The sequence below is a fragment of the Pantoea sp. EKM10T genome, assembly GCF_011800685.1.
Lineage (GTDB): Bacteria > Pseudomonadota > Gammaproteobacteria > Enterobacterales > Enterobacteriaceae > Pantoea > Pantoea agglomerans.
This window is the reverse complement of the sequence record NZ_JAALEU010000005.1, coordinates 169364-191562: the sequence shown is the minus strand read 5'-3', so window position 1 is coordinate 191562 and position 22199 is coordinate 169364. Positions and strand designations below refer to the sequence as shown.

The 22199-nt window shown below is 57.2% G+C and carries 18 protein-coding genes; 5 read left to right on the top strand and 13 right to left on the bottom strand.

What is annotated here, in order from left to right:
* Positions 1-28 precede the first annotated feature (28 nt).
* Positions 29-1438, bottom strand: a complete 1410-nt coding sequence (locus tag HFD95_RS11555) for an EmmdR/YeeO family multidrug/toxin efflux MATE transporter (protein WP_010247740.1) — start codon at positions 1436-1438, stop codon at positions 29-31.
* A 465-nt stretch (positions 1439-1903) separates the two neighbouring features.
* On the opposite strand from HFD95_RS11555, the gene HFD95_RS11550 reads away from it, so the two are divergent.
* Complete coding sequence (locus HFD95_RS11550; RefSeq protein WP_010670874.1) at positions 1904-3358, top strand: AMP nucleosidase; 1455 nt, start codon at positions 1904-1906, stop codon at positions 3356-3358.
* 104 nt (positions 3359-3462) lie between these two features.
* Here HFD95_RS11550 and HFD95_RS11545 read toward each other — a convergent pair whose 3' ends face one another.
* Both HFD95_RS11545 and HFD95_RS11540 read right to left on the bottom strand, forming a co-directional pair.
* On the bottom strand, positions 3463-5007 hold the full coding sequence (locus tag HFD95_RS11545; RefSeq protein ID WP_124890062.1) for a methyl-accepting chemotaxis protein: 1545 nt from the start codon (positions 5005-5007) through the stop codon (positions 3463-3465).
* A 1201-nt stretch (positions 5008-6208) separates the two neighbouring features.
* On the bottom strand, positions 6209-6526 hold the full coding sequence (locus HFD95_RS11540) for a hypothetical protein (RefSeq protein ID WP_167430271.1): 318 nt from the start codon (positions 6524-6526) through the stop codon (positions 6209-6211).
* A 303-nt stretch (positions 6527-6829) separates the two neighbouring features.
* Between HFD95_RS11540 and HFD95_RS11535 the strand changes: the two genes are divergently transcribed.
* Positions 6830-7021 carry a hypothetical protein gene (locus tag HFD95_RS11535; RefSeq protein ID WP_167430270.1) on the top strand — a complete coding sequence of 64 codons (192 nt, stop codon included), beginning with the start codon at positions 6830-6832 and terminating at the stop codon, positions 7019-7021.
* A gap of 224 nt (positions 7022-7245) precedes the next feature.
* Positions 7246-7599 (top strand): hypothetical protein, encoded by a 354-nt coding sequence (locus HFD95_RS11530; RefSeq protein ID WP_167430269.1) that lies wholly within the window; start codon positions 7246-7248, stop codon positions 7597-7599.
* 644 nt (positions 7600-8243) lie between these two features.
* On the opposite strand, the gene HFD95_RS11525 is transcribed toward HFD95_RS11530, so the two are convergent.
* Positions 8244-9542 (bottom strand): NCS2 family permease, encoded by a 1299-nt coding sequence (locus HFD95_RS11525; RefSeq protein WP_212685931.1) that lies wholly within the window; start codon positions 9540-9542, stop codon positions 8244-8246.
* Between the two features lie 422 nt (positions 9543-9964).
* Here HFD95_RS11525 and HFD95_RS11520 point away from each other — a divergent pair, with 422 nt between their 5' ends.
* Positions 9965-10708, top strand: coding sequence for a response regulator (locus HFD95_RS11520; RefSeq protein WP_167430268.1), 744 nt, complete (start codon positions 9965-9967; stop codon positions 10706-10708).
* A 15-nt stretch (positions 10709-10723) separates the two neighbouring features.
* Here HFD95_RS11520 and HFD95_RS11515 read toward each other — a convergent pair whose 3' ends face one another.
* From HFD95_RS11515 to HFD95_RS11500, 4 genes are all read right to left on the bottom strand, one after another.
* The gene (locus HFD95_RS11515; protein ID WP_159226526.1) at positions 10724-11407 is read right to left on the bottom strand and encodes a D-lyxose/D-mannose family sugar isomerase; all 684 of its coding nucleotides are present in this window, start codon (positions 11405-11407) and stop codon (positions 10724-10726) included.
* Positions 11408-11451: 44 nt separating this feature from the next.
* Positions 11452-12390, bottom strand: coding sequence for an ABC transporter substrate-binding protein (locus HFD95_RS11510; protein ID WP_010670879.1), 939 nt, complete (start codon positions 12388-12390; stop codon positions 11452-11454).
* A 90-nt stretch (positions 12391-12480) separates the two neighbouring features.
* Positions 12481-13461, bottom strand: a complete 981-nt coding sequence (locus HFD95_RS11505; protein WP_010247757.1) for a ribose ABC transporter permease — start codon at positions 13459-13461, stop codon at positions 12481-12483.
* Positions 13462-13471: 10 nt separating this feature from the next.
* Positions 13472-14986 carry a sugar ABC transporter ATP-binding protein gene (locus HFD95_RS11500; RefSeq protein WP_010247760.1) on the bottom strand — a complete coding sequence of 505 codons (1515 nt, stop codon included), beginning with the start codon at positions 14984-14986 and terminating at the stop codon, positions 13472-13474.
* Positions 14987-15133: 147 nt separating this feature from the next.
* Between HFD95_RS11500 and HFD95_RS11495 the strand changes: the two genes are divergently transcribed.
* Entirely contained in the window at positions 15134-17749 is a 2616-nt protein-coding gene (locus tag HFD95_RS11495) for an ATP-binding protein (RefSeq protein ID WP_167430267.1), read from the top strand.
* Here HFD95_RS11495 and phnE (HFD95_RS11490) read toward each other — a convergent pair.
* From phnE (HFD95_RS11490) to phnP, 5 genes are all read right to left on the bottom strand, one after another.
* Positions 17703-18587, bottom strand: coding sequence for a phosphonate ABC transporter, permease protein PhnE (phnE, locus tag HFD95_RS11490; RefSeq protein WP_122458213.1), 885 nt, complete (start codon positions 18585-18587; stop codon positions 17703-17705). The two genes, HFD95_RS11495 and phnE (HFD95_RS11490), sit on opposite strands and share 47 nt — an antisense overlap.
* Positions 18584-19444 carry a phosphonate ABC transporter, permease protein PhnE gene (gene phnE, locus HFD95_RS11485; protein ID WP_010670882.1) on the bottom strand — a complete coding sequence of 287 codons (861 nt, stop codon included), beginning with the start codon at positions 19442-19444 and terminating at the stop codon, positions 18584-18586. Before phnE (HFD95_RS11485) ends, phnE (HFD95_RS11490) begins: the two co-directional genes overlap by 4 nt.
* Positions 19445-19537: 93 nt before the next feature.
* Positions 19538-20464, bottom strand: a complete 927-nt coding sequence (gene phnD, locus HFD95_RS11480; protein WP_010247773.1) for a phosphonate ABC transporter substrate-binding protein — start codon at positions 20462-20464, stop codon at positions 19538-19540.
* Between the two features lie 26 nt (positions 20465-20490).
* Complete coding sequence (gene phnC, locus HFD95_RS11475; protein ID WP_010670883.1) at positions 20491-21321, bottom strand: phosphonate ABC transporter ATP-binding protein; 831 nt, start codon at positions 21319-21321, stop codon at positions 20491-20493.
* 78 nt (positions 21322-21399) lie between these two features.
* On the bottom strand, positions 21400-22170 hold the full coding sequence (gene phnP / locus HFD95_RS11470; protein ID WP_167430309.1) for a phosphonate metabolism protein PhnP: 771 nt from the start codon (positions 22168-22170) through the stop codon (positions 21400-21402).
* Positions 22171-22199 lie beyond the last annotated feature (29 nt).

Here is a 22199-nt window from a genome sequence, read left to right as displayed (position 1 = left end):
GCGGCGGGGGAAAGGCGTGAACAACGCACTAACCGGTTTTCGCGATCATTTTTCGATAGCGGTTGAGCCACTTGCCGCTGTTAAGTCGCCACCAGAAGAAGATGCCACGCACCGTCCAGTCGAGGAACATCCCCAGCCAGACGCCGGTGACGCCCATCCCCAGCATAATGCCGAGCACGTAACCGACCACCACGCGGGCGCACCACATGCTGAACATCGAAACATACATGGTGTAACGCGCGTCGCGTGCGCCCTTGAGGCCGGCGGGCAGCACCCAGGATGCGGCCCACAGTGGCATAAACAGCGCGTTGAGCCAGAGCAGATGCTTCGTCACATCAATGACCTCCGGATCGCTGGTATAGAACCGCGCCAGCAACCCGGCCAGTGGCACCGTCAGCAGCGCTATCGCGCTCAGACACAACGTCGCCAGCCAGAAGACATGCCGCACCTGACGCTCTGCCTGAAACACCTGATTTCTACCCAGACGGGTGCCGGTAATAATGGTGGATGCAGAACCCAGCGCATTGCCCGGCAGGTTAATCAGCGACGCAACCGAGAACGCGATAAAGTTACCCGCAATCTCACTGGTGCCCATTCCTGCAACAAACACCTGTGTCAGCAGTTTACCGCCGTTGAACAGCACCGACTCGATACTGGCAGGCACGCCTATACCTAAAACTTCCATCAGAATGCTGCTGTTCCAGCGCCGGAAATAGCTCGACAGCGTGATTTTCAGTGAGGCGTTAAAGCCGATCATCAGCACGTAAATCACCGCGATCGCCCCGATATAGCGGGTGATGGTCAGTCCGAGCCCGGCACCGATAAACCCTAAACCGTCCCACGAGAAGCAGCCATAAATCAGCACGCTACTGATGATGATGTTGAGGATGTTCATGCCGCCGTTAATCAGCATCGGAATTTTGGTATTACCTGCACCGCGCAGCGCCCCGCTGCCAATCAGGGTGATGGCGGCGGCCGGATAGCTCCAGGCGGAAGTCTGCAGATAGCTCAGCGCCAGCGCTTTGACTTTTGGATCGGCGGCACCGGCAATCGCATCGACGATCAGATGGCCCCAGAACTCAATGGCGATCACCAGCACAAAGGCGAGTATCGTCATCATGGCCAGCGACTGACGCGTGGCGGCACGGGCGCGCTTGCCGTTGCGTTTTGCCAGACTGAACGCCACCACCACCGTGGTACCAAGATCGATGGCAGCAAAGAACGAGATGATCACCATGTTGAAGCTGTCGGCCAGGCCGACGCCCGCCATCGCCTCTTTACCCAGCCAGCTGACCAGGAAGGTGCTCAGTACGCCCATCAATAGCACACAGGCGTTCTCGAAAAAGATAGGCACTGCTAATGGCGATATCTCACGCCAGTAGAGCGTGCGATACGAACGGCGTTTCGGGTACCACGCCGTGCGCTTGATCGCCTGCATCACTGCTACGCCGGGATTTTGCAAAGGATTACCAAATCAGAAGAGACTGGACAGGAGTTCTAATGATGATAGTGGGCAGGGAAATATGCAAAGTCTTTCCGGTGCAAATTAATCATGGTTACAAACTTTTTAATGCCGCCACGGCACAATCTGCCTCACTGCCCCGCCCGCTGTAGCAAACCTGATTATTTCCCTGACGTTATGATCGGTTGGCCATGCTTTGCTGCTGGCGGTTTTTCCGCCATCTCCTCATCGGTAACGCATTCAAACGTGGCGAACCACCCCTTCTGATAGTAAAGATTTTCTTACTGTTTTTCAGTGCAGCAGATCTTCACTTAAAACAGCACTGCTCAGAATTCCCGCTTCGCTGGCGCAAAAAAACGGCGATCACAGATTCTTCAACAATCTCCGCAACAAACCCGCTAAGCTTGGGGCAAATTGCGGAAAAAAATGGAAGGAGAAACCATGCCGACACTACGGAAAAACCTGACCAGCCAGCAGGCGCTGGATGAACTCGAACGCCTGTACGATGGCGCCGTTGATGCGCTGCGCGAGGCGATTAAAGCCTTTACCGAAAACGGCACGCTGCCCGATGCCACCGCTCGGGCGCAGGGACTATTTGTTTACCCGGAGCTGCGCATCACCTGGCGCGGCGACGGTCCGCAGCAGAACCGCACGCGTGCCTGGGGACGCTTCACCCACACCGGCAGTTACAGCACCACCATCACCCGCCCGGCATTGCTGCGCCACTATATTTCGGAACAGCTTCAGATGCTGGAGAAGGAGTATCAGCTGGAGATCGACGTGGGGCCCTCCAGCCAGGAGATCCCCTATCCTTACGTGATCGACGGTTCCGACCTGTCACTGGATCGCACCATGAGCGCCGGTATTGCGCGCCACTTCCCGACCACCGAGCTGTCACAGATTGGTGATGAGACAGCCGATGGCCTGTTCCATGCCGATGCAAAATCCCCTCTGTCGCACTTCGACGCGCTGCGAACCGACTTCTCGCTGGCCCGCCTGCGCCACTACACTGGCACCAGCGTAGAGCACTTCCAGCCGTTTGTGCTGTTCACCAACTACACCCGTTATGTTGATGAGTTTGTGCGCTGGGCGATCGAGCAGGTGCGCGATCCCAGTACCCCTTACGACAGCCTGGCCTGCGCGGGCGATGTGGTGCTGACCGCCGACACCGCTGACAGTGAGTCGATGCTCTCGGATCTGGCGTGGAAGAAGCACCAGATGCCCGCCTGGCATCTCACCTCGCCGAATCGTCGCGGTATTACGCTGATTAATATTGGTGTTGGCCCGTCGAATGCCAAAACCATCTGCGATCATCTGGCGGTGATGCGTCCACATGCGTGGCTGATGATTGGTCACTGTGGCGGTCTGCGCGAGAGCCAGCGGATTGGTGATTATGTGCTGGCCCATGCCTATCTGCGCGACGATCACGTGCTGGACAGCGTGCTGCCGCCTGATATCCCGGTACCCAGCATTGCCGAAGTGCAGCGCGCGCTGTATGACGCCACCAAATCAGTGAGCGGCATGCCAGGCGAAGAGGTGAAGCAGCGGTTGCGTACCGGCACCGTGGTGACCACGGACGACCGCAACTGGGAACTGCGCTACTCCGCTTCGGCACTGCGCTTTAACCTGAGCCGTGCGGTGGCGGTCGATATGGAAAGCGCCACTATTGCCGCACAGGGTTATCGTTTCCGGGTGCCATATGGCACGCTGCTGTGCGTTTCAGACAAGCCGCTGCACGGTGAGATTAAGCTGCCCGGTCAGGCGAACCGTTTCTATGAAGGGGCGATTTCGGAGCATCTGCAGATTGGTATTCACGCTGTTGAGCTGCTGCGCGCCGAGGGCGATAAGCTGCATTCGCGTAAGTTGCGTACCTTTAATGAGCCGCCTTTCAGGTAAGCGTTTAACCACCTGATGCGAGGAATAAGGCTGGTACTGCTGACAGGCAGTACCGGCCTCCTGCTTTGGAATTTACCCAACGCGCATGTCAGTGCCGGGACAATTTATACTTTAAAGGTCTCTACAATCAGCCTGAGAGACTGCGCTTGCTCAGAGAGAGACTGAGAAGCACTTGATGATTCTTCTACCAGAGCAGAGTTATTTTGCGTCACCCCATCCATCTGGCTGACTGCAATACTCACCTGAGAAATCCCCTGCATCTGTTCAGCCGACGACAGCGCAATAGCATCCATGGATTCAGCCAGTTCATCCACTAAATGCACGACTTTGAGAATACTCAAACCCGTATCACTGGCAACAGTGACGCCGCATTCAACCTGTCCGACAGCCTGCTCTATTAACGCTTTAATATCTTTTGCGGCAGTCGCACTACGTTGTGCAAGCGTTCTGACTTCAGACGCGACGACAGCGAAGCCCCTTCCCGTCTCTCCCGCTCGTGCCGCTTCAACGGCTGCGTTCAGGGCAAGAATATTAGTCTGGAATGCGATGCTTTCGATGACGGCGGTGATATCTCTGACTTTAGACGCGCTTTTTGAAATATCACTCATCGTATCTGACATTCGTTTGACGTCCGTTTCCCCTCGTTTTGCAATCGAGGCGGTATCTCTCGCTGAGTTGGCTGTGTCCCTGGCAGTTTTGCTGTTATTTTGTACCGTAGCGGTGAGCTGTTCCATGCTCGCAGCCGTTTCCTGCAAGGCAGCGGCCTGCTGTTCAGTGCGGGATGCAAGCTCATTGTTTCCTTCAGAAATCTCATTCGCAGAAAGGGCGACTGAAGAAGAGCCTGATTTAATTTCTGAAACGATATCCCGTAACCGAACTTGCATGCTGTTTAAAGAGGCCATGAGACTGAGAGTGTCATTTTTCTTCAAGCTAACCGGTGTGGTCAGATCCCCATTAGTGATCGCATTAGCAAGTTTCCGCGCTGTACTCGGTTCATCGCCAAGCTCGCTCATGAGTTTACGAATAAGATAGATGCTGGTGCCCGTGCCGAACAAAATAGCCGCAACTAAAAGCGTCACCAGGATGATGTAGGCTCTTTCGGTATTTTTCGCGTTTTGAATAACTGAGTCATCCGACTGCTTTGCCAGGATTTCACTCATCAGGGTAAGACCTTCAAGCAGCGGAACCTGTGCGGGCCTGACTTTTTCCAACAGATACTTAACGGTGATATCACTTTTTTTAGCCAGTGCCAGCGGAACAGTGTTGCTGAAGGCATCCAGAGCATTTTTCTCGCTGTCACTGATCTTCGCAAAGGCTTTATATTCTTCCGTATCGCCAGACTGGCTGATCATCGTATTCAGTTGATCCCTGCTGGCTGCAAATTTAGCCTTCAGTTTAACCAGACGATCAGACTGCTCCTGGATAAGAGCCTGATCTGAAAAGAGTGATAAATTCCTGACGGTTATCGCCATATCACGCTGCGCCAGGGTAAGTTCATTGATTAATTTTGTTTTTTTCATATCACCCTGAACAACTGACTCAAGCGTGCTTTTAGCCTGATATAATGAGTGAATAGCGACAACGATACATATGGAGAAAAAGATGATTAACGTGCCAAATCCGGAACCGAGGCGCGTAGAGATTTTCATTAAAATTCCTTGAAGGGGGGCGGCGATATAGATCTATCGGCATCTCTTTTTTTAACTTCAATGAATATTTATCACATAAATAATATTAATCAGAATTAATGGCACCGCTGCAAAGCATCACAAAAACTCATAAATTTGTCAGGCTTCGATGATTTCCAGTTCAACCAGAAATCGTTTTTTGTGCGTTATAAACAATCAGAACCCTTATGCTTACCGTTGTCTTAACTTATTACTGCGTTACGCTACACTGGTTTGCATGTCATAAAAATTTCATTTAACCCTTGCAGGCGCGGCTTTTAAGGCTGCTACAACCTGGATGCTTTTCGCATGCACAAAATACCGCAATAAAAATCAGGAATACATAAATTATAATTATAAATAACGTCAGGAACTTCTGTAGATCACTTTAAACGCGGGCCGGTTCTGTGACGTCTCGCAGGATATGAATGCTTTATTAGTTCGATGAATATGGCAAAACAGACCGGCATAAGGATGCTTCAGCCCGGCCGTAGCAATCCAGCCTTCAGGCAGAAAACGCGCTGAGTGCGTTGATGAGCGTGCCCGTCTGCACGATAGCCCTGGTCTGATATGCATCACGAATAAACTCTCCATCATCAGCCCTTGATACGAACGGATAGCCCGGGCAATCGCAGAGAGAAATAGGTTTGCCTGGCCCACGCATCAGCTGCAGTAACAGATGAAATTAAAAGCCGTAACATAACTGAAGTATATTGCAGGCGAAATATAAAAACATACACAGCAACAAAAATCATCATTATCGAGCTTGTCACTCCATAATTGCTGTGCAATATAAATAACAGCCGACTGTAGAATTTATTTCTTAAAATTAGTGCCACATACTGGCAATGTATTCCCGCCTTTCACATAAAAATCAAATAAAAAACGCATAAAGAAACTCCAAAATGGAGGAAGACTGACAAGGAGGATTTGAGGAAAATTAACATACCTTTGGCAGCGCAGATAATAAATTTAATTACTCACTTAAAGAGGATTCATTGTGAAAGTTAAAAATATGACTGTGTTAGCGAGTATGGTTTTATTCTACTCCGCTCAGGGTATGGCCAGGCAATTTGATATCAGTGCAGCAAACATTGACGTCAATACATCTAAGTCTTCCTTCATTCTTACTGGTGCGGGAGGTGCCGGCGGCGCAGGTGGCGCGGGGGGTGCAGGAGGAGCGTTAGGCGGGCAAGGTGGTGCCGGAGGTGTTGGCGGCGCCGGAGGTGCTGGCGGAAGTGATGGTAATGGCGCCGCTAACGCCAGCCAGAATGGTAATAATTCCAATAATGATAACGGCAGTAAAAACGGCAACGGTTCTGATCAGGGTAATAACAGTAATAACGGCACCGGGAATGCTAACGGGAGTGGTGACGGTAACGGAAATGATGCAGGCAACGGCGGTGGTAATGGTGGCGGTGATGGTGGCGGTGATGGCGGCGGTGATGGCGGCGGTGATGGCGGCGGTGATGGCGGCGGAGACTGATAGTCTGGCGTCCATTAACTAAAAAGCTCCTGTTTGTAACCGTTATAGCAGGAGCATTATCACTGTTAGCACAGGAACAGCACATGAAACTTACCAGAAGTTACCCATTATTTTTAGCCACCGTACTGACAGTGGCATGTCCATTTTACTCGCTGGCTCAGACTGCCAGCGACATGAATACTTCATCCTCAAATACCTCCCTCCAGCCCTCAGCAGGCAAAGACGGACAACAAGGCAATGGTGAAAACGGAGGCGCGGGAGGCAAAGGAGGCGTTCCGGGAGAAGGTACTAACGGAGGAAAAGGAGGTAATGGCGGCAATGGCGGCAATAGTGGGAGTGCCGATAATCCCGATACATCAAGTAAAGGCGGTGCGGGCGGCGCAGGTGGTGCGGGCGGCGCAGGCGGTGCGGGTGGCGCAGGCGGTGCGGGTGGCACAGGTGGTGCGGGCGGCGCAGGCGGTGCGGGTGGTGCGGGTGGTAACGGAGGGACCGGTGGAGAAAGTTTTCTGAAAAGGATTTTCAAATGAAAACAATCACTTTGTTAGCTTCGCTAATCATCATTCCGTATGCGCATGCTGAGTACAAAACGGATATGTTGAGTTCACACCATAATGTCATTCTCATTGATGCCGCTGCAGGTTCTGATGGCGGACCGGGTCAGAACGGCGGTGCCGGGGCCAATGGCGGTCCGGGTGAAAATGGAGGACGAGGGGGAAACGGAGGTATCGGCGGAAATGGAGGGCCAGGAGGAAATGGTGGTGCCGGAGCCAATGGCGGTGATGGCGGAAATGGCGGCCTGGGAGGAAGCGGTGGAAATGGCGGGAACGGAGGTGCTGGACAGAATGGCCAGGCCGGAGGCAATGGCGGGAATGGAGGAAACGGCAGTATGGGGGGAGATGGCGGAAACGGTGGAAATGGAGGGAATGGCAGCAATGGTAGTGCTGGTGGCGCAGGGGGGAACGGAGGAAATGGTGGCAGCACGGGAGGTGACGGCGGTGCGGGAGGTAACGGTGGTGACGGAGGAGATGGCGGCGACTAAATTCAACCACGCCTTAATATCTCTTCTCTCCTGGCAGCCGGCTTATTAAACAGGCCAGAACAGCAATTATCACGGGTTAATTCACAGCTAAAACAGGCATTTTAATAACTTTGATTTAGCGTAAGAAAACTTTCCGTCAGCTCCGTCAGCTCAACATTAAAATCAGCTTACCTGAACTAACTAAAACGCTCAGAGATCCTTTCAACGCTAACTATGTATGAAACCCCTCTTTTTTTACCATCAGGGAAATGCAACCTGGAGTTGGCGTACAGTGGAGCCCCGGATTTTTGATAGCCATGATGTGAGAAATAATGGAATTAAATACACCGCTGAAATGGAGTAACAAGTAACAACAAACGCCACAAGTGAAATGCTTTTATAATTTAAACGCACAAACGAGAACAGCCGTGAATAACGACAACTCCGCCATATGCGCTCTATTGCAATGTTTCGCAGTGTATCAGACACCGCCTGCCCCATAGACTGGCGGACGATGCCCGCTCAGTGTTAACGCGCGGCTAAGTGATCTGAAACTCCCATACGTCTGGCGGGCGTAACCCTCTCAGCGCTAACGCGCGGCTAAGTGAACTAAGACGCCCCATCGCCTGGGCAGGCGTAACCTGCTCATAGCCAGCCCGCTGCACAGCGAAATCCGCCCGCTGCTAAGCGACCTTCCCTGCCGCCAGCCAACAACTAAGCACTCAACCATCCCAGCTTAATCACAAACAGGATCGACAGGATCACCAGCGCCGCATTCACCTCTTTCGCGCGTCCGCTCAGCAGCTTCACCAGCGTCCAGGTAATAAAACCAAACGCGATACCATTAGCGATCGAATAGGTCAGCGGCATGGTCAGCGCGGTGACGGTGACTGGCGCGGCGGTGGTGATATCTTTCCAGTCAATCTCTGCCAGGCCCGATGCCATCAGCACTGCTACAAACAGCAACGCAGGCGCGGTGGCATAAACCGGAACACTGGAGGCCAGCGGCGAGAAAAACAGGGCCAGCAGGAACAGCACGGCGACCACAATCGCGGTCAGGCCGGTACGGCCACCGGCACTCACGCCCGCCGCCGATTCCACATAACTGGTGGTGGTCGAGGTGCCGAGCAGTGAACCAAACAGCGCAGCCGCACTGTCAGCAATCAGCGCACGGCCCATCTTCGGCACGTTACCCTGCTCATCCGCCAGACCGGCGCGTTTGGTCACACCCAGCAGCGTGCCCGTGTTATCAAACACGTCAACAAACAGGAAGGCAAAAATCACGCTGATCAGGCCGACGTTAAACGCGCCGGCAATATCCAGCTGCATAAAGGTCGGTGCAATCGACGGCGGTGCAGAGAAGACCCCGGCAAAGGGCGACAGACCAATGCCCATTGAGATAAAGGTCACCAGCAGAATACCGATCAGCACTGCGCCCGTCACCCGACGCGCTTCCAGTACCACGATAACCACAAAGCCGAGCATCGCCAGCAGCGGACCCGGTTTAGTCAGATCGCCAATGCCCACCAGCGTCGCCGGGTTATCGACCACAATGCCCGCCCCTTCCAGTGCAATCAGTGCCAGAAAAAGGCCGATACCGGCACCAATCCCGGCGCGCAGCGGCAGCGGAATACTGGCAATAATCCATTCACGAATCTTAAATAGCGACATCGCGAAGAAAATCACCGCCGAGAGAAACACCGCACCCAGCGCAATCTGCCACGTGTAGCCCATGTGCAGCACAACGGTGTAGGTGAAGAAGGCGTTCAGTCCCATACCCGGCGCCAGCGCAATCGGATAGTTGGCGATCAGCCCCATCAGCACGCAGCCAATCGCCGCCGCCAGACAGGTGGCGACAAATACCGCGCCCTTGTCCATGCCGGTTGCGCCCAGAATGCTTGGGTTCACAAACAGAATATAAGCCATCGCCAGGAAGGTGGTGATCCCGGCGATAATCTCAGTACGAACCGTCGTGTTATGCGCTTTGAGTTTGAATAGTTTTTCTAACATCATCATCTCTCGATACAGGAGACATCAGTCTCACTTGCCAAAGGGGTTTGCATGCTGATTATTCTGTTTCCGGGACACTGATGCCGGCCGCTGCATACTTGCGTGCCAGAATCGCCTGAAATCCCTGACTTACCCACTGCCCAAAGCAATTGCCATGCCATCTACCGACGCAATCGATTACCTGGCAGAGCCGGGTACGCCTAAGAGAATTCCGAACCAAAACGAGGCGCGATTATGGTGCAATGCACCGATGCCGCGCAATCGTTTTCCTGCGGCAAACAGCGAGCCCCGAAAAACTCTGCGCCAGCGCACGCTTCCGCACTCTCACAGGCGAAGCTGGTCACGTTTCAGCACGCTGCCTCAGCAAGCTTTTCTGGCCTGTGTAGACTCCTGAATTAACTCTTTCGTAACATTGAGGCCGCGCAATGAAGCCAGCAATTTTGGTGGTGGATGATGATCCTGCAGTCTGCGACGTCTTGCAGGATGCGTTAAGTGAACATCTGTTAACGGTCTACCGCTGTCATCAGGGACGCGAGGCGCTATCGATGCTCAGCGAACACCCGGAAATCTCGCTGGTGATGCTGGATATGATGCTGCCCGATACCAACGGGCTACTGGTATTGCAGCAGCTTCAGCGTCAGCGACCCGAAGTGCTGGTGATTATGCTGACCGGTATGGGTTCTGAAGCGGAGATGGTGGTGGGCCTTGAGATGGGCGCAGATGATTACATCGCCAAACCCTTTAATCCACGCGTGGTAGTAGCGAGAACCCGGGCGGCCCTGCGTCGCAGCGGACGCATAGCGCAGGCCGACCCTGAACAGGAGGGCTGGCGTTTTGGCGGCTGGCAACTGGATGATGGCCGCTGCCAGCTGTTTAATCCGCAGCGCGAGCTGGTGCCGCTGACCCAGGGGGAATATAGCCTGTTACGCGCGCTGGTTCGCCACGCCCGAAAAGTGCTTACCCGCGATCAGTTGCTGGAGCTGACCCATAGCGAAAGTCTCGACGTGTTTGATCGCACCATCGACGTGCTGATCATGCGGTTGCGCCGTAAAATCGAAATCAATCCGCACCAGCCCGACCTGATCCGCACCATCCGCGGACTGGGCTATGTCTTTTCGGCCGATGTGGTGAAACCCGATTCAACAACGCATGCCAGTCAGATTGCCTGATTACGCCTGCCGCGCTCAGGATAGCCAGTGCGCGTAATCGTTGCACAGCAGCCAGCGCGGCGCTTCATCCTCCTCCAGTGGGTTGAAACGAGCCAGCGGCGTCAGAAACACATTGTCGTTTTCGTCATCGTTGGTCATCGACACCTCGCCCACCAGCACGTCGCCGAAGCCACTTTCCCCCCAGAAACTGTGCCAGATGCCCGCCTCCAGCGTCACGCTTTCACCCGGTGAGAGCCGCAGTTGTGAACCGGCGGCATGGGCCTGGCGCAGGCCATCCAGTGACACCGCCACCAGCGAGTCAGCCAGCCCGTCACCGTCGCGGTTATGCAGTTCGACAATCAGATTCCCGCCGCCGCGATTAATGATGTCTTCCATCTTGCGCGGATGGTAGTGCATCGGCGTCTGCTGCCCTTCCCGCACGTGCATTATTTTCTCGGCGTAGGGTTTATGCCACGGCTGCCCGCCTGGTGAACCGTTGCGCAGGGTAAACAGCGTCAGCCCGGTCTGCAGAAAATCAGCCGCGCCAAAACTGGTGAGATCCCAGCCCAGCCGCAACGCCAGAATCTCCTGCGCGACCTCACGATCCTGAGCCCGCCACTGGCTCACATCGAAATCGGCCCACGGCGGCAGATGCACATCCTGCTGTCGGAAAAACTCGCGCGTATGTTGCAGGTAATAATTAACCTCTGAACGTTGCATGGTGGCCTCCTGAGAGCGGCACCTTAAAGGTGCCGCACTAAAGCTTATTTCACCGTCCAGCCCTGATAGCTGCCGATATTATTACGATCGATCAGTTTCACCGGGATCAGCACGGGCTTATCGGGTGCCGGTTTGCCCTGCAGAATGTCATAACCAATCTCGACCGCTTTGGCGGCCATGACCTGTGGATCCTGCGCAGGCGTCGCGACGAACAGTGAATTCTTGCGCTTGAGCGCCTCTTCACCGTCCGGCGAGCCATCAACGCCAACGATAAAGAACTCACTGCGCTGCGCCTGTTTCGCCGCTAAGTCTGCACCAATCGCTGTCGGGTCGTTGATGGCAAACACCGCATCAATTTTTGGATTGGCAGAAAGCAGACCGGTCATGACTTCCAGTCCGCCTTCACGACTGCCTTTGGCGTTCTGGTTGTAAGAGAGCAGCTTGATGTCAGGATGGGTTTTCAGCTCGGTCATGCAGCCTTCAACGCGGTTCTGCACTGCAGAGACCGGTGGTCCGTTGATGATCACCACGTTGCCTTTGTTCTTCAGGCGGTCAGAAATATATTTACAGGCCATCGCGCCCGCCTCGGTGTTATCGGAGGTGATGGTCGCATTCGCGCCATCGGCCGCCACGTCGACCGCCACCACGACGATACCGGCATCACGCGCCCGCTTCACCGCCGGGGCGATCCCTTTGGAGTCGGCGGCGTTGAGAATAATCATGTCGACTTTGGCCGCAATAAAGTTATCAATCTGGCCCACCTGCTGACCGAGATCGTAGCCGCTGGAGACCAGCGTCACATTCACCTTATCGCCCGCCAGCTGACGCGCCTTCATCTCTGCGCCTTTGGTGATCTGCACGAAGAAGGGGTTTGCCAGATCGCCGACCGTTACGCCGATAGATTTGAGTTCTTTTGCCTGAGCCAGGCCGGTACTGAACAGCGTCGCCGCCAGCAGCCCGGTTACAATCGGATTAAAACGCATAGACCTTCTCCTGCTGTTTTCAAGGTGCCAACCACTTAATGGCGTTTTTTAGGTGGCGGAGGTGTAATGGCACATCCGCCCTTTTAAGACTCAACTCACATGATGACGGGTACGGTATTTGTCGATCAGAACCGCGATGATGATGACCGCGCCCTTGATCACCAGCTGCCAGAAGTAGGAGACCCCCATCAGCGTCATGCCGTTATTCAGCGTGGCGATAATCAGTGCGCCAATCAGGGTGCCGGTGATGGTGCCGATGCCGCCGACAAAGCTGGTGCCGCCGAGGATCACCGCCGCAATCGCATCCAGCTCATAGCCCACCCCGAGGTTGCCGTTGGCGCTGTATAGCCGCGAGGCACTCATCAGTCCGCCCAGCCCCGACAGCAGGCCGCTCATGCCGTAGACAAACAGCAGCACCATTCCGACCTTGATCCCGGTGAGACGCGCCGCCTGGATATTGCCGCCGACCGCGTAGATATGGACGCCCAGCGTGGTGCGGCGCAGGATGAACCAGCAGATGGCGATCACTGCAAAGGCAATCACAATCAGCCACGGCACCGGTCCGAGATAGCCGTTGCCGATCCACTCAAAGTTAATATCGGAGTTGATTACCGTGGTGCCATCCGCCAGCAGGTAAGCGGCTCCGCGCAGCGCGGTGTAGGTGCCAAGCGTGACGATAAAGGGCGGCAACCCGGCCCAGGCGACCAGGATGCCGTTGAACAGCCCCATCACCAGGCCTGCGCCCAGCGCCATCGGAATGGTCATGGAAGCCAGCATCGGATCCAGCGACGCTACCAGCGCTACCACCGCGGTGGTCCCCAGCATTGACCCCACCGACAGGTCGATGCCGCCGGTGAGGATCACAAAGGTCATGCCCGCCGCCAGCACGATGTTAATCGACGCCTGACGGGTAATGTTGAGCAGGTTTGCTTCGGTAAAGAAGTTCGGCGTGACGAAACCAAATATCGCCACGATCAGGATCAGAATCGGCAGGATACCCACCGTTTGCAGCAGATCGCCCATCAGGGCGCGTTTCAGCGTCGGTGCTTTGGTGCGGGCCAGTTGTGTCATGGTGGTCTCCTTAGATTTCGCCTGCTGACGCGCTGTGCGCACCGGTTGCCAGCGTCATAATATTTTCCTGACTGATGTGGCTGCCCTCCAGCTCACCGACGATGGTGCCTTCGTGCATCACGTAAACGCGGTCGCTCATCCCGACCACTTCCGGCAGTTCGCTGGAGATCATCAGAATCGCCACGCCCTGCCGCGCCATCTCCTGCATCATCCGGTAGATCTCGCTTTTCGCCCCGACATCGACGCCGCGCGTCGGTTCATCGAGGATCAGAATGCGCGGACCAATCGCCACCCAGCGCGAAATCAGCAGCTTCTGCTGGTTACCGCCCGACAGACCGCCTGCCCGGACCTGAGCGTGAGGAACGCGAATATTGAGTGAAGCGATCGCCTCATTGGCGATGGTCTGCCCTTTGCGGCGGTTCAGCATCCCGTAACTGGCGTCACGTTCCAGCGTCGCCATCACGATGTTCTCCTGCGCCGCCATCTCCAGAAACAATCCCTGCTCTTTGCGGTTTTCGGTGAGAAAACCGATGCCGCGTGCAATTGCATCGCGCGGTGAATGGATGGTGACCTTTTCACCATCGATCCAGATCTCGCCCTCTTTCGGCTTGTGCACACCAAAAATCAGTTGTGCCAGTTCGCTGCGGCCTGCGCCCACCAGCCCGGCCAGCCCGACAATCTCTCCGGCCCGCACTTCAAGACTGCTGGGATGCACTTTGCCGCCGTCGGTAAGGTGATTGACCGCCAGCCGGATATCGCCCAGCGGGATAGCACGGTCTTTGTTAAACAGGTCGCTGAGCGGCCGTCCGACCATCATCCGCACCAGTTCGCTGGCGTTGAGCTGGTCACGGGTCAGGCTGCCTACATACTCCCCGTCGCGCAGCACGCTGACGCGATCGGACAGCTCATACACCTCCGCCATACGGTGGCTGATATAGATGATCGCCATGCCTTCGCTGCGCAGCCGTTTGATGAGCGCGAACAGCTGTTCGGTTTCGCGGTTGGAGAGCGCGGCGGTCGGCTCATCCATCACCAGAATGCGGCTGTTGCGCTGCAGCGCGCGGGCGATCTCCACCTGCTGCTGCTCGGCGATGCTCAGACGGCTGACCAGATCCCAGGCGCTGAACTGCGCGCCGAGCCGGTCAATGACCCGCTGCGCCTCTTCGGCCATCTGCCGCCGCTTCACCAGCCCGCCGGGCGCGATTTCGCTGCCGAGAAAAATGTTCTCCGCCACCGTCAGGTTAGGTGCCAGGTTGATCTCCTGATAAATCAGTGTGATCCCGGCGGCCAGAGCCTCTTTCGGCCCTTTCAGCGCCCAGGGCTTGCCTTCAATTAAAATTTCCCCGCTGCTGGCGGTATAGGCACCGGCCAGAATCTTCATCAGTGTGCTTTTACCCGCGCCGTTCTCCCCCATCAGCGCGTGGACCTCACCGGGATAAACCGTGAGATCGACGCCCTTCAGGGCATAAAAGCTGCCGAAGCGCCGGGTAATTCCCCGCATTTCCAGTATCGGTGTGGCTGTCATCGCCTCGCTCCTGCGGACTGTGGATAGCCGTCAGTAAAGCAACGCCAGATAAACGGAAAATGTCAGCGGCCATTCATATTTGTCATAAACGCCCGCCTGCCCGCTCCTATACTCGGCCCATCGTTGCAGTGAATAAGAGGTCGTGGGATGCAGCGCACTTATCCGTGGCAGGCCGGGGCACGTGGACGCCTGTTGCTGTTCAATCTGCTGGTGGTGTCGGTCACGCTGATGGTCAGCGTGGTGGCGATCTTCGGCTTTCGTCATGCCGGGGCGATTCAGGAGCAGGCACAGGCGCAGACCCTGGCCGACATGAACGGCAGCCTGGCGCTGGCGCGGGATACCGCCAACGTGGCGACAGCGGCAGTGCGGCTTTCACAGGTGGTGGGCGCGCTGGAGTATCAGAGCGAATCACAGCGGCTGCAGCAGAATCAGCAGGCGTTGCAGCAGTCGCTGAGCCTGCTGGCCAGTGCACCGCTGGCGGCACGTCAGCCGGAGCGCATCGCCCGGATCCGCGCCCGCAGCCTGATGCTGGAACAGACGATTAACAGCCTGCTGCTGACCGGCCACCAGCGTCATCTGCAGCGCAACAACATGCTGAGCGACCTGTGGCAGACGCAGATTCTGCTCAGCCATATCGACCAGCTGGTGCAGCGGGAACAGCGGACGCTGCCGGATGCCGCACTGCGGGAGCAAACCGAACGGCTGATCACCATCGCGATCCGCACACCCTCGCCCATCGCCGTCATCGAACAGCTCCAGCAGGTGATGGCGCAGTGGCGCAACGTGCCGCTGACGGGCGTGACCGGCGAAAACGTGCAGCGACTGCTGGCCACCCAGCAGCGCCTGCTGCCGCTGGCAGAGGCGCTGGAGCAGAGCGACCTGGCGATCGCCTATGCCACCTACCGGATTAAAGCGCTGGTGGCGATGCTGAATGAAGATATCAGCGCCTCGGTGCAGCAGGTGGCGTTACAGAGTGAGGCGCGCACCCTGGCGACCCACCGTGAGCTGGATTCCATCATCGGCTTTATCGCGCTGTTTGCGCTGCTGGCGCTGGCAATTACCGGCTATGCCGGTATCTACATCTACCGCAATCTCGGGTCGAGCCTGACGGCGATTGCCGGGGCCATGACGCGGCTGGCGCAGGGCGAGCAGAACGTCAGCGTGCCAGGGCTGCAACGTCGCGACGAGCTGGGCGAGCTGGCGCGGGCATTTAACGTCTTTGCGCGTAATACCGCCTCGCTGGCTCACACCTCACGGCTGCTGAAAGAGAAGAGTAATCAGCTGGAGTCCACCTTTCTGGCGATGCGCGACGGCTTTGCGCTGTTTGATAACAACGGGCAGCTGGTGGTGTGGAATGCCCAGTATGCGGAGCTGCTCGGCATCGCGCCGCATGAGCTGCATCGTGGCGTTCCCTGGCAGCAACTGCTGGCGCCGCTGGCGGTGGATCTGCACGATCCCGGTGAACCGCAGGAGATCCGGCTGGCCGATGGTCGTACGCTGGAGCTGCGCTTCAGCCCAATCCCGCGGCGCGGCATGGTCAATACCGTGCTGGACCGGACCTCGCGTAAAACGCTGGAGGAGGCGCTGCAGCACAGCCAGAAGATGAAGGCGGTCGGCCAGCTGACCGGCGGACTGGCGCACGACTTTAACAATCTGTTGGCGGTGATTATCGGCAGTCTGGCGCTGACCGAAGGCCAGCTGACGCCCGGCCCGCTGGCCAGCCGGATTGAGCGGGCGCGGCAGGCGGCCGATCGCGCTGCCCAGCTGACCCAGCGGCTGCTGGCGTTCTCACGCAAGCAGGCTCTCTATCCCCGAGCGGTGTCGGTGGTGACGCTGGTGGATAACCTGCAGGGGCTGCTGCAGCACTCGCTGCTGCCCGGTCAGCAGCTGATTATTGATGCGCAGCGTCCCGGCTGGCCCGCCTGGATTGATGCCAGCCAGCTGGAAAATGCGCTGATGAATCTGGTGGTGAATGCCCGCGATGCGATGCATCAGCAAAGCGGCGAAATCCGGCTGCGCATCTGGAATCAGCGCCGTCTGGAGGGCGATGAAAAGCGTGACAGGGTCACAATAGAGGTGATAGACCACGGCTGCGGCATGTCGGCCGGGGTTCGTGAGCAGGTGTTTGAGCCTTTTTTCACTACCAAGGCTACCGGCAGCGGCAGCGGGCTGGGCCTGTCGATGGTTTATGGTTTTGTACGGCAGTCAGGCGGCCAGATCGAACTGGAAACCGCGCCAGGCCAGGGCACCACGGTGCGGCTGCTGTTGCCACGTGCGCCGGAAGCCGCCGTCGCCGCAGTGATCGCCCCGCCATCGCCTGTGCACATTGAGACGGACATTGCGGCGGCCAGTAACCGGCTGGTGCTGGTGCTGGATGATGAACCGGCGGTGCGCCAGACGCTCTGTGAGCATCTGCATCAGCTGGGTTATCTGACGCTGGAGTGTGGTGACGGTGAAGAGGCGCTGGCGCTGCTGCGCCAGACACCCGATATCGACCTGCTGATCAGCGACCTGATGCTGCCCGGCGAGATTAACGGCGCGGAGGTGATCCGCCAGGCGCAGCAGAACTGGCCGCAGCTGGCGACGCTGCTCATCAGCGGTCAGGACCTGCGCCACCAGCCGGTGACGCTGCCGCTGTGCGAACGGCTGGCGAAGCCCTGGCAGCAGGCACAGCTGGTGCAGGCGTTACAGCGCGCCTGGCAGCGCAGCGAACGGCTTAATCGCGCGCAGCAGGCTGCCACAACGGCACCGGCTTCCCACTGATGTAGCGCTTGCGCAGGCGGCTGGAGATCACATCCATCACCATCACTACCACCACCAGAATCAGCGTCAGGAACATCACCACATCCCAGTTCCACAGGCGCATATTCTCAGCGTAAACCAGGCCGACGCCCCCGGCGCCGACAAAGCCCAGCACCGCCGCTGAGCGGGTATTGGATTCTATCTGGTAAAGGCTCAGCGCCAGAAACTGCGGGAATGACTGGGTGAAGATGCCGAAGCGGTGTTTCTGCAGGCTGTTGGCGCCGACGGCGCCCAGTCCGCGACCCGGTGAACGCTCCACCGCTTCGTGCCCTTCGGCGTAGAGTTTGCCGAGCAGACCGACATCCTGCAGGATAATCGCCAGCACCCCGGCCAGCGGCCCCATACCGACCGCCCGGACGAAGATCAGCCCCCAGATCGCCATGTCGATGCCGCGCAACACGTCAAACAGACGGCGCATCAGAAACGCCAGCGGTTTCGCGGTTCGGCTGTGCATCACGTTGCGCGCCGCCAGAAACGACAGCGGCAGCGCCAGCAGCGAGGCAGTCAGCGTACCGGCAAAGACAATCCCTAAGGTGATACCGACCTGCGACAGATAGTAGCCAAACGGCCAGTTCAGGAAGTCGTGCCAGACAAACATCCGCAGGAAATAGCGCCCCAGCTGCTGACAGCCCATCAGCAAATGCGACCACTCCAGACCAAATACCGAGAAGAAAAAGAGGTAATAGAGCAGCACTGCCAGTGTCATCAGCGCCAGGCGACGCAGATAGCGCGGCTGTGCGGCGAAGAGTTCACGATGCTGCTGCTTCATTAGCGCGATATCGGGAACAGTGCTTATCATGTCCTGTCTCCTGTCACACGGCGACGAAGCTGGCCGGAGAGCGTATCCAGCAGCGACACCACAATCAGGATCAGCAGCAGCGTAATACTGACCTGATCGTAGCGGTCCAGTTTGATGTTAGTCATCAGCTCCTGGCCGATGCCGCCCGCCCCGACCAGCCCAAGGATGGTTGAGGAGCGGAAGTTAATCTCCAGTCGCATAAAGCTGTAGGAGAGAAAGACCGGCTTAACCTGTGGCCAGAAAGCGAAACGCATCCGCTGCAGCTTGCTGGCTCCGCAGGCGGCCAGGCCGCGCACCGGCTTATCCGACGCCGACTCAATCGCCTCGTAAAACAGCTTGGTCAGGCTACCCACGGTGTGCAGCGCCAGCGCCAGAAAACCGGGGATCGCCCCGATGCCAAACGCCATCACAAACATCACCGCCCACGCCAGCTCTGGCATGGTGCGCAGGAAGGCGACAAAGGCGCGAATCGTCATCCGCACGCTGACCGGCGTCTGAGTATTGTCGGCGGCGAAAAAGGCCAGCACCGCGGCCAGTGCCACCGCCACCAGCGTCGAGGCCAGCGCCAGTTGTAGTGTTTCCCAGATCAGCGGCAGCTGGATCGGCAGGCGATAGCCCCAGTAAGCCAGCGAGCCTTCGGTCTTGCCGTCGGCAAACAGCAGCGGCAGATGCAGCACCGGCAGAATTTCGTGCAGGTAGTCAAAGAAGTGCGGCAGCGACTGCCAGACGGTAAGCAGATTAAATTCTGCCACCCTGCCCGCCGCCAGGTAGAGTGCCACCAGCAGCAGTGACCAGAGCAGCGTGTCTCGTTTCTGCTGACGGCGGATGCGTTGGTAGTAGTGTTCGAATTCGGTCAAAGGGGATCTCCGGCGCTAAAGCAGCGGGACGCAGGCGAGTTTGCCGCGTCCCGCTTTCCCCGCCTGAGCGGAGAAGGTAAGGAGTGGCTGGATTTAGCCGCGGCTGCCTTTCATCAGGTCGCGCTTCATATCGATGATGTTCTGATAATCGGCGACCGTCGCCTGACCGATATGCTGCTCGCCGCCCACCGCTTTCACGAAGCAGGCGTGATCTTCCTTATCCAGCTTTTTAATTGCCGACACCACTTTCGCTTTAAAGTCAGCGGGCAGCTTGTTGCTGACCAGCACCGGACCGTTGGGGATCAGCGGTGACTGCCAGATAATGCGGATCTGCTTCATCAGATCAGGATGGTCCATGCGGATCAGACGGCCAAACGCGCCAGAGGTATAGCCGCTGTTGTAGTCACCGACCAGTGAGGTCCAGGTCACTGCGCCATCAAACTGGTTGTTCAGCACGCCCAGAATGTCCTGCTCATGGCCGCCGGAGAAGGTGACGCTGGAGAAGGTGTTGTTATATTTGTCATCCACTGAGCCGCCGAACATCTTCTTAAATGCCTGGTTCGGCATCAGGAAGCCGGACGTCGAGTCGGGATCGGCCATACCGAAAGATTTCCCTTTCAGGTCTTCCAGTTTTTTGTACGGGCTGTCCGCTTTGACGATCACCACCGAGTGGTAGCCGCGTGACTGATCTTTGTCATCCACCACAATGCCAACCACATCCACCGCTTTCGGGTCCTGAATGTAGACCGACGCAAACGAGGCTGGCGACATGCTCAGCACCATATCAATCTTGCCACCCAGCAGACCCTGAATCACGCCAGAGTAGTCGGAGGCGTTGCGCATCTGGGTATCCACACCCAGCTCTTTATCAAAGAAGGTCTTCACACACTGATTATCGCCAATCTGCTGGGTGGCGTTCTGACCGCCCAGAATCCCCAGATTAAGCTGTTTCGGCGCATCCGCTGCGCTGACACCAAACGCCATTACACTGGTCAGGAGTGCTAAAGAAGTCAGTTTCATTCGGGGTTGTTCTCTTGCTGTGGAAGTTAATGGATTTGGTTAAGTTCATCGCCGTACAGCTGGTGCAGCAGGCTGTCGGTCAGTCCTGAAGGATGGCCGTCAAACAGCACCACGCCGCGCTGAATGCCAATCACCCGGGTGCAGTAGCTTTTCACCAGCTCAATCGAGTGCAGGTTGACCATCACGCTGATGCCCTGCTCGCTGACCTGACGCAGCACATCCATGATGCGCTTGGTATTTTTGGGATCGAGTGACGCCACCGGCTCATCGGCCAGCAGGATTTTGGGGTTCTGCATCAGGGCACGGCAGATCGCCACACGCTGCATCTGCCCGCCAGAGAGGTTTTCCGCCCGCTGCAGCGCCTGCGGCAGCATGTTCATCCACTGCAGCAGTTCGATGGCGTGCGCCCGGTCATTGTCGGAGAAGATTTTAAAGAAGGATTTCAGCGTGCCGGTCTGGCTCAGACGGCCCAGCAGCACGTTGGTCAGCACGTCGAGGCGTGGCACCAGACAGAAATCCTGAAAGATCATGCCGCACTGGCTGCGCCATTCGCGCAGCTGGCGGCTGTTGAGCGTAACCACGTTACGATCCGCTCCGCCATGATGCAGACTGATAATCGCGCCGGAAGTCGCTTCAATCGTGCCGTTGAGCATGTGCAGCAGGGTCGATTTACCCGCGCCAGAGCGGCCAATCACCGCCACCAGCTCACCGGCGTGCAGGTCGAAACTGACCTGATCCAGCACCTGAGTGTCGCCGTAGGCTTTGCTCAGTTTCTGCACCGACAACACTTTTTGTCCGCTGAGGCTGGCCGGTGGCAGGTCGTTGTCGACCACCGTTTTCAGAAGTGCCTGTGCCATGGTTTCTCCGTCATCGCTGATTGCGTTCTGCGGGTTATTAAGGCGTGACGCGATGAACACGAGATGACAGTCAGATGATCAAACCGTGACAGGCCAGTGCGCGCCGCACAGCAATGTCTGGCCGTCACGGGCAGCCAGCACGCCGTCCGGTAACGGGTTCTCAGCTAACCAGTTATCCATCTCATGACTGAGGTGGGTGAGCCAGGTCTGACGCGGCTGGAGCATCTCTGCTATCGCCAGCGCCTGGGTCACATCATTATGGTTACGCGGTTCTGCTTGCGGCGGATCGTTGCAGTCAATCACCAGCTGGTCCAGCGGCTGACCGCGCAGGAAGTCGGCGGTGTCGGGTGGCAATCCGCAGGTATCACACAGCCAGGCGAGCCGGGTGCCGTGCCAGTCGAACAGATAGCCATGCGTCAGCTTCGAGTGCTGCAACGGCAGCGGCGTAACCTGCAGTTCACCAAAGGCGTGTGCTACAAACGGCGTTAAGGCGGGACGGAAATCGAGCAGGCCAGGATGTTTATAGAGATCGTCACAGCCTCGCGGATCGGGTGGACCCCAGACCGGAATCGGCGCGCCCACTCCCCAGCGCAGTGCAAAAAGCCCCTGCATATGATCCATGTGGTAGTGAGTCAGCAGAATGCGTGTCAGTGTGCCGGGCGGGAAGCGCGACGCCAGCAGCGGCAGACCGGCATCCAGCAGGATGCGCTCGCGACCAAACTCAATCAGCGCGCTGCAGGGTGCACGCGCGTAGCCGCTGTTGAGCTGCGCACGCTGACAGGCGCGACAGTCGCAGCCCGGCAGCGGTGCGGCAGTGACCCCGCCAGTACCCAGAAAAGTGAGTTTCATTGATGCGCCTTTGGTAGCGGATGTCGATG